Source organism: Flavobacterium salmonis (assembly GCF_903819435.1).
Taxonomy (GTDB): Bacteria; Bacteroidota; Bacteroidia; order Flavobacteriales; family Flavobacteriaceae; genus Flavobacterium; species Flavobacterium chungangense.
In genome coordinates this window covers 24,289-40,068 of the sequence record NZ_CAIJDP010000079.1, presented here as the reverse complement: position 1 = coordinate 40,068, position 15,780 = coordinate 24,289, and the positions used below count along the sequence as shown (strand labels likewise).

Here is a 15,780-nt window from a genome sequence, read left to right as displayed (position 1 = left end):
AAGAATCAAAATTAATACTTTAAAAGAAAATGAAACAGTTACTATATATAGCGCCAGTCATAATTGATTTTGAAAAATTAAATGGGGTGTCTAAAAAAATACTAAATCAATATAAAGTTTTTATTAAATCATATAATGTCACGCTTATATCTTATGGTCCAGACTGTCTTTATTATCTGAATAATAATTTTTTTGAAACGATTCCTTTGGGAAATGCCAATCGAAGACTCAAGATGTATTCCTTTATTGATAAAACACTTTCGGTAAACAGCTATAATTTTATTTACACCAGGTATCATCTGTGTGATTTTTTGTTTCTCAATTCTCTGAGAATATTAAGTAAAAAAAAGAGTAAAATTGTTATTGAAATCCCAACGTTTCCTTACAAGCACGAACTGCTTAAGTGGAAGGGAGGAGCAATGCGGTATTTCATGGATGCTTCTTCTAATTTTTTGCTGAGACTTTATGTTGGGCGAATTGTTACTTATTCAAATGATCATAAGATTTTCGGTATAAAGACCATAAATACTATTAACGGTATCATTTATGAAAATGTTACGCCGGTACAAAAGAAACCTTACAATGCCAATGAAATACATTTGATTTCGGTATCTCTTACGATGAGTTGCCATGGCTATGACAGGTTAATAGAAGGACTGAAGGAGTATTATCAGCTTGGAGGCGATATTAATATAATCTACCACTTAGTCGGTGAAGGAGATGAAATCAAAAGGTATAAAGAATTAGTGATAAAATACGGCATTGAAAAACACGTAATATTTTACGGTTTCAAAACGGGCAGTGAATTAGATGCTCTTTATGAGAAAGCAGAACTTGCTGTTAATTCAATTGCAATACACCGAATAGGATTACAGACAGAGAGTACAATAAAATCTAAGGAATATGCCGCAAAAGGACTGCCTATGATATCTTCTTACGCTGTAGATGCCTTTTCAAGCCAGGACAATGAAAAATATGTACATCAGATAAGTCCAGATGAAACTCCTGTTGACATTGACGGACTTATAGAATTTTATAAAAAAATGTACCAGAATTCAGATCGTAATATTTCGGAAGAGATTAGGTCAGCATCTCAGAAAAGATGTGACATGTCTGTTACGCTTCGGGGTGTTGTAGAGTATTTTAACGCAGCTGTTTAAGTTTGAAGAATCATAATTATATTACAATTGGATTAGCGCTGCTGGGCATAATGGAGAGTTATTATATACATAACCAGCCAATTGCCAGAAAGGGTCTGGAATTACTGTTTTTAATTCCTTTATTTTTCACAGTATGCATATCTATTTATGGTAGTACAATAATTCGTTATCATAAGCAGGGAATAGGACTTAAAATTTATTACAGTATTGTTGTTGTTCGATACATTATTCAGCCCTTTCTTATTACGCTTTCGGAAGGAAAATTGAATTTCAGGATGCCTGGAGCCAAAGCTGATTCGTATGATATTGCAGTCCTTATTTATGGAATTGAACTATTTATTGCCTGTGCAGTTATAAAAAAATGGTTTCCTTTTTATATTAAAAAATATCGGAAGAAAGATATTTCGCAAAGACAGCTTCCTCTAAATTCCTACGGAAAACGAGTGCTGATTATTTATTTTTTATTCCTTTTAGTCCGTTTTAATTCCTGGATGCCTGGACTGAATATATTAGCATTAAAAGAATCAGTATCTAAAGTCGCAGTTGTATTTGATGCCACAATTTTTAACAGTATAAAAATCTTCATTTTCATACTATTGCTTGCTGAGGCAAAAAAATATGCGAGAAACAAAGCTGGTTTTCAGTTGTATTTCAGCTTAGGTGTCATTGCCGCCATTTTTAATTTTATATCTTATTTTGGAACTAATCGTTCCCTAATATACGAAACGGCGATTGCTACAATTACCATTTTGATTGTAAGTTATCCGCAGTTAAAAACAAAAATTCTGGCATTTTTACTTCCGTTCGCCATTATAATTATGGTTTTGTCCTATGTAAATAAACAATTTGCAGAAGATAATGCAAAGACTTTGGAAAGCGGCGATTCCAGTGTGGTAGTTTCCAATTTTATAGAAGAGTATGCAAATGGTCTCTGGACTGTTGCACGTTCTTATCAGGCCTCGATCGGTATAAGCGCTGCTAAATCAAATGAGGCTTTGATTAAAGATTTTTCAGATGGACTTTCAGGTTTGTCTGATCTGCCGGGTTTTAAGACCGTATCCAATAGTCTGGAAGATTTGCGTTCTTCCTCTGATGTTTTTAAAGATTCATTAAAACAAAGAGATGACAGGGGACAGATGCTGTCGCTTTCAGGAGGTTTTTTAATTATAGGTGGTAATATGCTGGGCTGGCCGGTTCTGATTTTAGGGAATTATATTATGATTATGCTTTTAGTAAGAATGGAAGCAGCTTCTAAAGTTATTCAGGATTTGTACTATAAATACATGTACATCTGGATGTCCATTCTTATGGGATTAGTCCATTGTTATTGTCTGCAGACGATTATTTTCTGCTGGAGTAAATACATACTTTTTTATTGGTTTGTCTTATGGGTAAACCGTATGGGAGTTTTAAAACAAAACAAATATAGGAGAGCTGAGGCTCGTGTAAAGAATCTAAATTATAGATGGACAGCTGGGTCTATTGTCTAAAAAAATGAAAAATAGTAAAAAAAGAGTACTCATCGTAGTCAATACGCAGTTTCCTTATGGAAAATCGGAAGATTTTTTATCCAATGAATTAGAATACGCCTCTGGTTTTGACGAAATAGTATGTTTTCCGATTTTAGTTTATGGCGCCCTGACGTTTGAGGATATTATTTATAAGAAACCAAAACAGTTGATAACATTTTACAACAGTGCTCTTTCTTATAAAAGTAAATCAAGAATAATAAAACTCCTTTTTTTGACTTGCACTAATTCAAAGTTTTATAAAGAATTATGGCTTTTGATACAGACAAAACGACTGACATTAAGAAATGTTAAACAGCTGTTTGTCTTTTTATTTATTGCACACAACGCGTTAGATGATTTAAAAAATATTATCAAGGAGAAGTATAAGAACTGTGATATCGTATTGTATTCTTACTGGATGCATATTAGTGCTTTTGTAATTATTTCATTAAAAAGGAAACTTAAAAAAGTAATCCGTTTTGAAAAAGAAATAACCCGCTGTCATCGATTTGATCTCTACGAGTATGCTGATGCAGGCCGCTATCTGCCTATGAGAGAATACATCTTATCTGAGATGAATGAAATTCATTCGATTTCAAAAGATGGTGTAGCATATTTGAATAAAAAGTATCCGCAGCACAGCGATAAATTAGAATTGTCAAGACTTGGTTCTTTGGACAAAGGAGTAAAGATTTTTCCTAAAAGCGAAACACTGCATCTTGTTTCCTGTTCCTGGATGCGTCCTGTTAAAAGAGTATCTGCTATTCTTGAAGCAGTTTCAAAGCTTTCGGTAAAGATAGAGTGGGTGCATTATGGTGATGGAGAAGAATTTGAGAAGATAAAAAAAATGGCCGCACAGATCGATAATCCTCAGGTATCGGTAAAATTGATGGGAGCTTACAGCAATGAAAAAGTACTTCAGGAATATGCCAATAAAACCTATGATGTTTTTATCAATGTAAGCGAAAACGAAGGAGTTCCTGTTTCTATTATGGAAGCCATGTCTTTTGGGAAAATTATAATCGCTACAAATGTTGGGGGAACGGCAGAGATTGTAGAAAATGGAGTCAATGGTTTTTTACTGGATAAAGATTTTACTAACGAAGAACTGCTTAATATACTGACCAAAACAGCTTTATTAGAGGCCGAAGAATTCAACGACATGTGCAGACAGTCTAGAAGAATCTGGGAAGAAAGATGTAATGCGGAGGCCAATTACAAAAAATTTTATCAGCAGCTTAAAGTAAATTCTGTACAATGAAAAGAAATACTATAAATATAAATCTACAGCCTGTAAACAATCAAGGTTCCGGTATTGCTCTCTTTGCCAATAAATTAATAGCCGAATTAGAAAAAAGTAAATTATATAAAATTTTCGGCAGTTTTAATTTTGTAAGAGGTGTCAAAAAGAAAGAATTAGGGAGATTTTCCTTTCCTGTAAAATATTCAGCTATTCCGGTTAAAGTTGTTTATTCCAGATTAATAAAAAAAGCACTGCCTTTTTATTATCACAATATGATGGAAGGTGAGTCAGATATTAATTTGTTTCTGACTTATAAAATTCCAAGAGTAAATTATAGTGGTATTGTAATAAGTACGATTCATGATTTAATTCCTTTAAGAGTTGCCACAGAAAACAGCAGCATAAAAACAGATTACAGAAATGATATAGATTATGCGATCAGGTATTCTGATTATCTGATTACCATTTCAGAGGCTTCTAAAAAAGACATTCTGGAAGAGTTTTTATACAACAAAAATAAAATTTTTGTCATTCCTAATGGCGTTGATTTTGAGTTGTATAGCAACGAAATTGAACAAGAACACTTAACAAAAGTCAAAGAAAAATATCAGCTGCCCAATAAGTTTGTGGTGTATCTGGGAGGAATACGCAAACATAAAAATGTAGATAATTTGATTCGGGCTTATGCTTTGCTTTCCGGAGATATAAGAGAAGAAATCAGTCTGGTAATTACCCAGGGAAATGAAGAATTAAAAAAACTGGCAGTAAATCTTAAGATAGAAAAACAGGTTTTCTTTACTTCTTACATTGATGAAGAAGACAAACCAGCGGTTTACAAATTGGCTTTAGCGATGGCATTTATATCGTCTTACGAAGGTTTTGGGCTGCCCATTATAGAAGCCATGGCGGCAGGAACTCCTGTTATTACTTCTAATGTTTCTTCTATGCCAGAGGTAGCCGGCGATGCAGCAGTATTAGTAGATCCATTTAAAATTGAGCAGACAACAGATGCTTTAGAGCGTATTATACTTGATGCTGAATTTCGAAAAAAGCTGATTGAGTCAGGTTATGAAAATGCCAAAAAATACAGTTGGACGCATTCAGGCGAAGAATTAATAAAATTATGTAATACGATATTAAATAAGCACTCATGATTAATTTGTTAAAAAAAATAATACGGTTAAGTCTGAGTCTCCCTAAAACGATCTATTTTAATTTCTGTCTGTTTGAACCTAAAACAGCTTTTAAGCTTCCGATCTTGGTAGATTACAGAACTAAGTTCTGCTCGCTGCACAGGAATACTGTTGTACTAAATGCAGAAGCAGTATTTGGAATGATTAAAATCGGCTGGGGAGAAGGTGCTTTGGGAAATGAATGCAACCGCTTTAGTTATTGGACAATAAAAAAAAACTGTAAAGTTATTTTTGACGGAAGTGCACATTTTGCAAGAGGAGTTTCTTTACGGACAGACAACGAGGGACAGATCATTTTTGGAAAAAACTTTACTGCAAACCAGAATTTCTTCTGCGCCAGTAATACTATTGTAACTTTTGGAGACAATATACTGGCAGGCTGGAATATTCATATCCGTGATGGAGATGGTCATCCTATTTATGATCAGGATAATAGGATTATCAATGCAAACAGACCAATAAAAATTGGCAGTCAGGTCTGGATAGCAAGCTATGCAGCTATTCTCAAAGGAGTAACAATTTCAGATAACAGCATAGTAGCTTTAGGTTCCATTGTAACAAAATCTTTTTCAGAGCCCAACATAATCATTGGCGGTGTACCGGCAGTAATGGTTAAGAAAAATGTTTATTGGGAGAAATAATACTTTAAATAATAATTTTAATGACAACAAACAGGACCCGGAGTTCTATAAAAAATTCTGCAGCAGCTTTAATAGGGCAGCTGATAACGATTATTTTAAATTTTGCAGTACGTACGATATTTATAAAAACTTTAGGAGCAGCTTATTTAGGAATTAATGGGTTATTTACCAATATACTTTCGGTATTGTCCTTTGCTGAAATAGGTTTTGGAACAGCAATTATTTATGCCATGTATGCACCGCTGGCAGTAAAAGACGAAATCAGGGTTTCAAAGCTTATGAATTATTATGCCCGGGTTTATGAAACCATCGGGACATTTATTTTCCTTGCTGGGCTGGTGCTGATTCCATTTTTAGATTTTTTTATTAATGATTTATCTGAACTCCCGGCAGCGCTTCCTCCATTATGTATTATTTATCTGCTTTATCTTTTAAATACCTCGGTGAGTTATTTCTTTAACTATAAAAGATCATTAATCATTGCTAGCCAGAATGGACATATTGATTCATTAAACCAGCTTTATTTTAATATCATAAAAGGCAGTCTGCAGATCGGTGTGTTGTTTGTATTTCACGATTTCCTAAGCTTTCTGATTATTCAAATTGCCTGTACTTTTTTAGGAAATTATTTTATTTCAAAAAAGGCAGATAAACTCTTCCCTTATCTAAGAGCAAATAAGGATGAGAAAATTGATAAAATAGACAAAGATGCTTTGAAAAGAAATGTGTTTGCCATGTCATTCAGCAAGCTTGGTTCTGTGGTTATTACAGGAGTAGACGATTTACTGATTTCAAAGTTTGTGGGAATTATAGTGATGGGAATATATTCTAATTATTTATTGCTTACCAATACAATTAGAATTGTTTTTATGCAGATTATGCTGCCTGTTACCGCAAGTGTCGGCAATTATGTAGCACAAAAATCAAATGATGAATCGCATAATTTTTTTAATAAGCTGTTCTTTATCAATGCTTATTTCGCAATATGCTGTTTTATAGCCTTGAGTACATTGGTAAATCCGTTTATCAATTTAATCTGGGGGAAAGAATATGTCTTTTCTGTATTGATTACTTTTCTAATCACATTTAATTTCTATTTGGACAGAATGAGAATTACCTCTCAGATTTTTATAGATGCCAAAGGCCTTTTCTGGCCCATTAAATGGAAATCTTTATTTGAAGCAGTCATTAATTTATTCTTTTCCTTTTATTTTCTGCTGGTTTTGAAATGGGGTGTGGAATCAGTAATTATCGCAACAATAATCAGCAACCTGACAACCAATATATGGTGGGAGCCGTACGTGGTTTTCAAATATGGTTTTCAAAAAAAGGTGCTGCCTTATTACATAACAATTCTTAAATACACAGGTATCCTGTTTATTTCTTACATAACAGTATGCTCTCTGCAGTCGTTTTTTTCGGATAGTTTCTCCGGTTTTGCCGCAAAGAGTGCAGTTGCTTTATTAGTTCCCAATATCATTATTGTCCTGCTTTATTTCAAAACAAATGAACTGCGCTATTTTGCAGGTTTAGCAAAAAACATAATACATAAAAAATTATGATTAAGAGACTGTTTTTAAAATTAACATTTCATATTCTTAAGACTTTTTTAAAACCGCTTGACGGCAGAATGCCCAGATTTTATATGATGGGTTACAATTTTATTTTGAAAATGGTCGGAGTTAAAATGAATGGCCTTCCAAGGTATATTTCAACGCAGGTAAGGTTTGATGATTTTAATAAAATTTACTTATCAGAGCGTGTAGTCATCTCCGAAAAAGTCATCCTGCTCACGCATGATTATTCCTTAACTACCGGTCTTATTGCGTTGAATAAAAAGCCCGACACAGATCTTGCTTTCAAAAAAGAAATTCATATCGGCAGAAATGTATTTATAGGTATGGGAGCTATTATCATGCCCGGAACTATTATTCATGATAATGTCGTTATCGGAGCTGGAAGCGTTGTGAGAGGAACTATTGATTCTGATGCTGTTGTTATTGGAAATCCGGCGCAGATAATTGGAAAACTAACCGAAAAGGCCCTCCGGTGGGAACAACATATGGAGAGTTCATTAATAAAGAAAGATAGAATATAAAAATATGAAGATACTTATTATCGGTCCGTTTCCCCAGCCTATCAACGGCTGTTCGTTAGCTAATGAAATTCTTTTAAAGCAGTTAAAACTGAAAAAGGAGATTTCCGTGGATGTAATTAATACAAATTCAAAAAATATTTCTTCAGAAAATGTCGGGCATTTCTCCTTTAGTAAAGTCTTTTCATTTTTAAAGGTTTATAAAAAAATAACGGCTGTTTCTAAATCAGATATCGTTTATACAACGCCAGGACAGACCTTTTTTGGGATAGTAAAATACATGCCTTTTTATTTCTATTGTCTCGCAGCTGGAAGACCTTACATTATACATATTCATGGAAATCATCTGGGGAATGAGTATAAATCTTTAAAAGGGTTTAAAAAGAGATGCTTTGCATTCTGCATCCGTAAAGCTGCGGCAGGAATTGTCCTTTCTAATTCTTTAAGGAGCAATTTTGATGGACTGCTTAATCCCAAAAAGGTCTTTATAGTGGAGAATTTTGCTCAGGATGATTTAGTTCAGAATAAAGAAATATCTAAACCAAAAGATAAACTCAGGCTTCTTTATTTGAGTAATCTAATGGAAGAAAAAGGAATCCTTGACTTTTTGGACAGCTTAATTCTGTTGAAAAACGAGGGAATTGTTTTTGAGGCAGACATAGCCGGTAAAATTGAAGATGAATCTGAGATTGTTATAAATCATAAATTCAGGGAACTGCAGGGCTTTATTAAGTACCACGGTGTTGTCTCGGGCCAGAGCAAAATTGACCTGCTGGAGAAATCTAATGTTTTTGTTCTGCCTACCTACTACCGTATGGAAGGACAGCCGATTTCATTGATAGAAGCTATGGCGACTGGGAATATAATTGTTACAACAAAATTTTCTGGAATACCAGATATTATCAGTGCAGAAAATGGCCGTTTTGTTTCCTCGAAAAGCCCGGAATCCATATTTAATACGCTGCTGGAAATCAATGAAAAATTAGAAGAATGTATCGATAAATACAGCAGGATTAATGCAGTGTATGTTCAATCGTATTTTACAGAAGAACAATTTGCAGCTAAAGTTTTTAAAGTCATCAAACATATTTAATTTGAATTATTATGAAAAAAGTTCGTTTAGATTTATTTAATTCCCGTTTAGGTCTCGACAGAGGTGCATCGAAGGCAAAAGAAATGCTGTGGTATGCAGTAAAGGTTGTTTTTTTTCTATCTGCTATTCCTTACCCTTCTAAATTTAAGGTGTTTTTATTGAAAGCCTTTGGGGCCAAAGTTGGTAAAGGATTAGTAATTAAACCCAGAGTGAACATCCATTTTCCATGGAAGCTGGTTGTCGGAGATAATGTTTGGATTGGTGAAGAGGTGTTTCTTTTGAATTTTGAATTACTTACAATAGGTAATAATGTATGTATCAGTCAGAAAGTTTTTGTCTGCGGAGGCAATCATGATTATAAAGATCCTACAATGCCTTATAGAAATGGGGTGATAGTACTGGAAGATGGAAGCTGGGTAGGTGCAGCCTCATTTGTTGGTCCCAACGTTAAGATAGGGATTAATACTATCGTTTCTGCTGGTTCAGTAGTAACAAAATCATTACCTGAAAACGGGGTGTTTAGTGGCAATCCACTTAAAATGGTAAAAGAACGCTGGTAATTTTTTTAGAATCCGGCCGCGGTATTTTAAATTACCATATCCTTTTTTTGATAATCAAAAAAGCTATAATGGACGTTCTCTGTATTCAATTATTATATACAGTTAGCGTAATCTGATCTGTTTTTGATGTTAAAAAAATGCTCTGCTGTCTGTTCCTGTGTTTTTTTACCAGTTGTGCCTGCTTCAATATTAAATTAACTAAAAAAATAATTATGAAAGTTTCTATCATTACGATCTGTTACAATAGAAAAGAAACCATTACAAATTGTATAGAGAGTGTTTTATCCCAGAATTACCCCGATATTGAATATATTGTTATAGACGGAAATTCAACTGACGGCACAAAGGAAATTATTCAATCTTATGGACAAAGAATCAGCACATATCTGTCTGAACCGGATAATGGGATGTATGATGCTATTAATAAAGGCCTGAAAATAGCAGGGGGAGATATTATCGGACTGATGCATTCTGATGATGTGTTTTACGATAATGAGGTTGTCTCAAAAATTGTTACCATGTTTAAAATGTTTCCTTCCCGTGATGGAGTTTATGGTGATGGAATTTATGTAACTAATGACGCGGAAGAAAAAATTGTGCGAGACAGAATAGGAGGAGCTTACAATTACAAAAAAATAAAATCCGGCTGGCTGCCTCTTCATCCTACAGTATATTTAAGAAAAAGTATTATTGAAAAACTAGGCTATTATAATCTTGATTTTAAAATAGCTTCAGATACCGAGTTTTTACTACGCTATTTATTTAAAAGCAGAGTAAAGCTGGCTTACCTTAACACTTATCTAGTAAAAATGAAAATGGGCGGTTTGAGTACGTCCCGTAGCAGAGTATTTGAAGTTCTTTATGAGGATTACCGAATCTACAGATATCATGGTCTTCCAGCCTTCAGTGCAGTATTGAGAAAAAAGCTCAGGGCATTAAAACAGTATTTGAATTTAGAACCTGTGGCTTAGAATTTCGCTGTAATGGATAATAGTAATCACAAAAGCTGCAGCAGAGTCCTGACTGGAGTATTATTTTTAATCTGCACAGCAGCTGTTTTTTATTATTCATGGCTGCCTTCCTCAAATTTAAAAACAGAAACCTATCTGCCCCGGATTATAATAGAATGGACTAGTGAATACCTTAATCTGCGTACAGCAGTTCCTTTTCTGCTGTTAGGATTTTTGTGTGATTTTTGTTGGGAATCAGATACTTATGATAAGGAAAGAAATTCCGTTTTTGCAGGAAGCAGGACCGTTATAATCTGCACAGTAATAGTCTGTCTGGCGGAAGCAGGACAGTTTTTTATATCAGACCGGCATCCAGATTTTATGGATATTTTTTTTGGAATTGCAGGAGGCATCTGCGGCGGGACGGCTGCTTTATCACTCAAAAAGTTAAATCATTATTTTTTTAATAAAAATGCGTAACAGACATAAATTTACTTTTATTTTTTGCAGTATCTTATCTGATATTTTTGCTGTAGTTATTAGCATATCCTTATTTCTTTACTTTGCTGAGGAAACAAGTGTACAGTGGACTTCGTCTTTTGTCAAGAATACTCATTGGATCGCCTTGGGAGAATGGCTGCTGGCTACTTTATATTTTAATTTATACCGTCTGGACACAGTTTTCAGCCTTCCTGTTTTTTACCGTAACAGCTGGCGTGTTTTCTTATTCCAGTTTCTCTTTTGGGAAAGTTATATTGTTTTTTTTGAGGGATTAAAAAGATACCAGTTAAGCATCGGAGCTGGGATTTTACAGTTTTCTTTTCTGCTTTTTTATCTGCTCCTTTCCAGGGTCATTTTCACTTTTGTTTTAAACAATATAAAAAAATGGGTCAGAAAGCCTTTTGTTGTTGCGATATGGGGATTTAATCCAACGAGTATCCAGTTGGCATCTAAATTAGAAAGCAGCTCTCATTTTTTTGATTTCCTGGGGATTATAAACGACGTTGAAGAGTATAATTTAAGAGATAAAAAGTCTTTTAACCGCGAGCTTATAAATGCCATTCACAAAGCATCGGAAAAAGGAATCCAGGAATTATATATTGTAGTGAAAACCGAGTTTATAGATGATTTAAACACCTACTTTGAGCTGGCCGACAGATACTGCATCAGATTAAAATTTGTTCCGGATTTATCTGATATTTCTAAATTTTCTTTCAGCAGCACCAGCTACGAAAACTTTCAGATTATTCGTCCAAGGAATGAACCGCTGCAAAATGCTTACAACAGACTGGTAAAACGCGTTTTTGATATCGTTTTCAGCCTGCTGGTCCTCATTTTTATTTTATCATGGCTGTATCCTGTACTCGCATTGATTATAAAAAAACAAAGTAAGGGGCCTGTTTTATTCAAACAACTGCGTACAGGCAAAAAAAATCAGTCCTTCTATTGCTACAAATTTAGAAGCATGGCTGTAAATACAGAAAGCGACAGCCTGCAGGCTAAAAAAGGGGATATGCGTGTTACTCCTATTGGAAAGTTTATAAGAAGAACCAGCCTTGATGAACTTCCCCAGTTTTTCAATGTTTTAATGGGTGATATGAGTGTAGTAGGACCGCGTCCTCATATGCTCAAACACACAGAAGATTATAATAACCAGATTAATGATTTTATGGTGCGTCATTTTGTAAAACCGGGAATTACCGGTTTAGCACAAATATCGGGACACAGAGGCGAAACTAAAAAAGTTTCTGATATGAAACGGAGGGTTAAAGCGGATATAGATTATCTGCAAAACTGGAGTCTTATAAAAGACTTGAAAATCTGCCTGCTGACAGTTGTATTAACCCTCAAGGGGGATGAAAATGCTTTTTAACGTAAAAACTAAATAATTATGAATGTTACCTATTATGTTGCCGGATTTCTTTCAGGCATTTCTATTGCCGGTTTTTTTATTGGTAAAGAATTGTATCGATTTTATATTAAAGATAAAGTTCAGAAAAAACAGTTACACCGATTGTCTAAATTAAATGATAAAATAAAAGCAAAGAAAACAGCCCAGTACGAATCAGGTGAATTGTCCAATTCGATGTAACTGCTGTTATATCTGACGGCTGTTTTTACAGACAGCACAATCCTAATGCCTTAAATTTTAAAATTTATTCCCAATTATAATGAATCGATTAGTATATATACTTTTTATTAGTATTTTATTTTCATCCTGTTCTTCTAGAAAAGATATTATTTATTTTCAGGATGCAGGTAATTATGCATCAGCCGCAGCAAATTTAAAACCTGTTTCTATTGAACCAAATGATATTCTAAGTATTAGAATCGGGGCCTTAGTGCCTGAAACTGCTCTGCCATACAACATTCAGGGCGCGAACACAGCTGGTGTAAGCAGTACAATAGATATTTTGAAAGTTCAGGGTTATCTGGTCTCTCCCGATAAAACAATTGTACTGCCAGTTTTAGGAGAAATAAACACTTCGGGCCTGTCTGTAAAAGACCTGGAAACAAAGATTAAATCTGAACTTGAAAAAGGAGGACATTTAGTTAATCCTTCCGTATCAGTGCGTATTTTGAATGCAAAAGTAACGGTTTTAGGAGAAGTAAAATCGCCGGGAACTTATTCCTTTTTAGAACAGTCGATTTCGATACCTCAAGCTCTCGGCTATGCTGGAGATTTAACAATAAACGGAAAACGTAATGACATGCTGCTGATTAGAGAATCTGAAGGAAAAAGAACCATCACGCATGTAGATTTAACAACAGCCGGCTGGATGAATGAGGAGCAATATCAGGTTCATCAGAATGATATACTGGTCGTTAATCCAAATGATGCTAAAGTAAAAACTGCAGGTTATATAGGAAATGCAAGTACAATACTAACCATAGCATCCTTACTTCTAAGCTCTATAATATTAATTGCAAGATAAATCAACTCATGAATAGTGATAAAAATGAATATTTCGATTTTATTGAAGAAAATAATTCAGCAGATTTAAAACAAATTATCAATAAATATTTAAAGTACTGGTCGGCCTTTTTATTGTCGATAATTATTTCTTTATTCAGCGCTTTTGTTTATTTAAGATATGCGAATGTGGTATACAAATCGGAGGCTAAAGTTAAACTGTTGAATGATAAGGAAAACTCAAATTTTACTTTAGATGTTTCTAAATTATTTAATAAATCTACCATAAACTTAGAGAATGAGATCGCACTGCTCAAATCAGTCCACTTGTCCGAACAGGTGGTTAAAAATTTGAAGTTAAATGTAGAATATTATTATAATTCCAGAGTGACATCCAAACAGATTTATAACCCGCCTTTTATTGTGGGTTATCGTGATGGCGCATCCAATCTGAAAAGCGCATTGAACTATACCATAACAGTAACGGCATCAGGATATACTATTTTAGATATTATATCTGGAGAAAGTTTTGAGGTAAAAGGATATGTATTAGACAAAAACATTCCCAATTTACCCATAACTATAAAGCCGGCTTTTGGGGCAGTAATGACGAAAAACACTAATAAGAGTTTCAATGTGGTTTTAAAAACGCTTCATAAAACTGCTTTGGAACTAAGTGATGCCTTTGAAGTGGATGCTGAGGGGAAAGACAGCGACATATTATCAATTTCATTAAAAGGTACAAACGGACCTCAGTCAGAAGCCGTTATCAATAATTTGATTGATGTTTATGAAGCCGACGGAATTACGGATAAAAAAGAAGTCTCCAGAAGAACCATTAATTTTGTTGATGACCGGTTTGTATACTTGAGAAGAGAACTTGATTCTATAGAAAGTTCCAAAAAGAATTATAAAAAGAATAATAAACTCAGCTTTATTCAAGAAGATGCAGGTTCAAGTATTCTTCAGAGAGCAGCTAAAGAGCAGTCTTCATTTGATATAGAATCACAATTATTACTGGCAGATCTGCTTAAGAACAGTATCGAATCTCAAAAAGCATTCGAACTTCTGCCGGCGGATATTGGGATACAAAATTTAGTAATCAATCAATTAGTTGCCGATTACAATACAGCGGTTTTATCCTATCAAAAATTTCAAACCAGTGCAGGAAGCGGCAACCCCTCCGTACAGCTGTTAGTGAGCACACTCACGAATTTAAGAAATAATATCATAAATTCTGTAAAAGGCTATAAACAGCAGCTCAGAACAACTCTTGTTAAGAGTGAATCTGCCCAGAAAGAGGCTGAAGGAAGTTTTGCTTCTCTTCCTGAAAAAGAAAAAGTGCTGAGAAGTATAGAACGCCAGCAGAATTTGAAAGAAAGTTTGTATTTACTGCTGCTTCAAAAAAGGGAAGAAGCTTCGATAAATCTGGCCGTAACAATACCTAATACTAAAATTATAGATTATGCGATAACAGATATTCATCCAGTATCTCCTCAAAAAAATAAGATTATATTGATAGCGTTTCTTATCGGTTTTTGTATTCCGTTTAGTATTTTATTTATACTTTTTAAATTAGATAATAAAATATATACAGCTGCTGATGTGGAAAATACAAACACAGTAATTCCTATCTTAGCAGAACTACCTTCATTAAAGGATGATAAAGACTCCAAGATGCAAAATTTGGAAGCTTTTAGAACTTTGGCCAATAATACCAATTTTATTACTCCTTTTACTGAAGATGAACTGGGGAAAGTAATATTTGTCACGTCATCTATAAAAGGAGAAGGAAAGACTTTTGTTTCCTATAATTTAGCGGCTGCTTATGCACATCTGGATAAAAAAGTAATCATAATAGGATCTGATTTTAGAAATCCGCAATTGCATAAACATTTAAACAATACCACAAAAGAAACCCGCGGATTCAGCAATTATCTGCATGATGGAACTATTCAATGGGAAAATTTATTATGCAGTAGTGGAGACGAAGATTTTCCATTTGATATTTTACTCTCTGGAATTATGCCGCCTAATCCAACATTATTACTGTCTAATCCCCGTTTTGAATGCTTAGTAAATGAAGTAAAAAAAGTATATGATATCATTATTTTTGATACGCCTCCAACCTTATTGGTAAGTGATACTCTTATGATTTCTAAGTATGCAGATACAACTTTGTTTTTGTTCCGTTCGGGAGTAGCGCAAAAGAATTTAATATCTTATTCAAATAAGCTGTATAAGGATCAAAAACTTATAAATATGGGTTACGTAGTCAATGATATTGATTTTAGTTCAAGTTACGGTTATAGTTATAACTATGGATATGGATATGGATATGGAAAAGAAATTGAAAAAGAAACAAGACTTGAGAAACTAAAGAAAAAACTTTTCAAAATTTAGCAGTTATAAAATAAAAT

15 protein-coding genes are annotated in these 15,780 nt (G+C 34.0%); all 15 read left to right on the top strand.

The window, feature by feature from the left end; all coding sequences use genetic code 11:
• Positions 1-29 precede the first annotated feature (29 nt).
• The 15 genes from FLACHUCJ7_RS16695 to FLACHUCJ7_RS16625 all read left to right on the top strand — a co-directional run bounded on the left by FLACHUCJ7_RS16695 (position 30) and on the right by FLACHUCJ7_RS16625 (position 15,763).
• The gene (locus FLACHUCJ7_RS16695) at positions 30-1,160 is read left to right on the top strand and encodes a glycosyltransferase (protein WP_180909694.1); all 1,131 of its coding nucleotides are present in this window, start codon (positions 30-32) and stop codon (positions 1,158-1,160) included.
• 2 nt (positions 1,161-1,162) lie between these two features.
• Entirely contained in the window at positions 1,163-2,650 is a 1,488-nt protein-coding gene (locus FLACHUCJ7_RS16690; protein ID WP_180909693.1) for a hypothetical protein, read from the top strand.
• Positions 2,651-2,654: 4 nt separating this feature from the next.
• Positions 2,655-3,932 carry a glycosyltransferase gene (locus FLACHUCJ7_RS16685; RefSeq protein ID WP_180909692.1) on the top strand — a complete coding sequence of 426 codons (1,278 nt, stop codon included), beginning with the start codon at positions 2,655-2,657 and terminating at the stop codon, positions 3,930-3,932.
• A complete protein-coding gene (locus tag FLACHUCJ7_RS16680; RefSeq protein ID WP_180909691.1) occupies positions 3,929-5,068 on the top strand; it encodes a glycosyltransferase family 4 protein in 1,140 nt (379 codons plus the stop codon). Before FLACHUCJ7_RS16685 ends, FLACHUCJ7_RS16680 begins: the two co-directional genes overlap by 4 nt.
• Complete coding sequence (locus FLACHUCJ7_RS16675; protein WP_180909690.1) at positions 5,065-5,748, top strand: acyltransferase; 684 nt, start codon at positions 5,065-5,067, stop codon at positions 5,746-5,748. The genes FLACHUCJ7_RS16680 and FLACHUCJ7_RS16675 overlap by 4 nt, the downstream gene beginning before the upstream one ends.
• A 20-nt stretch (positions 5,749-5,768) precedes the next feature.
• Positions 5,769-7,310 (top strand): lipopolysaccharide biosynthesis protein, encoded by a 1,542-nt coding sequence (locus FLACHUCJ7_RS16670; RefSeq protein ID WP_180909689.1) that lies wholly within the window; start codon positions 5,769-5,771, stop codon positions 7,308-7,310.
• Complete coding sequence (locus tag FLACHUCJ7_RS16665) at positions 7,307-7,846, top strand: acyltransferase (RefSeq protein WP_180909688.1); 540 nt, start codon at positions 7,307-7,309, stop codon at positions 7,844-7,846. The genes FLACHUCJ7_RS16670 and FLACHUCJ7_RS16665 overlap by 4 nt, the downstream gene beginning before the upstream one ends.
• A 4-nt stretch (positions 7,847-7,850) precedes the next feature.
• A complete protein-coding gene (locus FLACHUCJ7_RS16660; protein ID WP_180909687.1) occupies positions 7,851-8,936 on the top strand; it encodes a glycosyltransferase family 4 protein in 1,086 nt (361 codons plus the stop codon).
• Between the two features lie 11 nt (positions 8,937-8,947).
• Positions 8,948-9,496 (top strand): WcaF family extracellular polysaccharide biosynthesis acetyltransferase, encoded by a 549-nt coding sequence (locus FLACHUCJ7_RS16655; protein WP_180909686.1) that lies wholly within the window; start codon positions 8,948-8,950, stop codon positions 9,494-9,496.
• Positions 9,497-9,708: 212 nt separating this feature from the next.
• A complete protein-coding gene (locus tag FLACHUCJ7_RS16650; protein ID WP_180909685.1) occupies positions 9,709-10,467 on the top strand; it encodes a glycosyltransferase family 2 protein in 759 nt (252 codons plus the stop codon).
• Positions 10,468-10,479: 12 nt separating this feature from the next.
• Entirely contained in the window at positions 10,480-10,926 is a 447-nt protein-coding gene (locus FLACHUCJ7_RS16645) for a VanZ family protein (RefSeq protein ID WP_180909684.1), read from the top strand.
• Entirely contained in the window at positions 10,919-12,319 is a 1,401-nt protein-coding gene (locus tag FLACHUCJ7_RS16640) for an exopolysaccharide biosynthesis polyprenyl glycosylphosphotransferase (protein ID WP_180909683.1), read from the top strand. The genes FLACHUCJ7_RS16645 and FLACHUCJ7_RS16640 overlap by 8 nt, the downstream gene beginning before the upstream one ends.
• Before the next feature lie 18 nt (positions 12,320-12,337).
• On the top strand, positions 12,338-12,538 hold the full coding sequence (locus tag FLACHUCJ7_RS16635) for a hypothetical protein (protein WP_180909682.1): 201 nt from the start codon (positions 12,338-12,340) through the stop codon (positions 12,536-12,538).
• Between the two features lie 79 nt (positions 12,539-12,617).
• Positions 12,618-13,382: a polysaccharide biosynthesis/export family protein gene (locus FLACHUCJ7_RS16630; RefSeq protein WP_180909681.1), complete on the top strand. Its 765-nt coding sequence runs from the start codon at positions 12,618-12,620 to the stop codon at positions 13,380-13,382.
• A gap of 8 nt (positions 13,383-13,390) precedes the next feature.
• Entirely contained in the window at positions 13,391-15,763 is a 2,373-nt protein-coding gene (locus FLACHUCJ7_RS16625; RefSeq protein ID WP_180909680.1) for a GumC family protein, read from the top strand.
• Positions 15,764-15,780 lie beyond the last annotated feature (17 nt).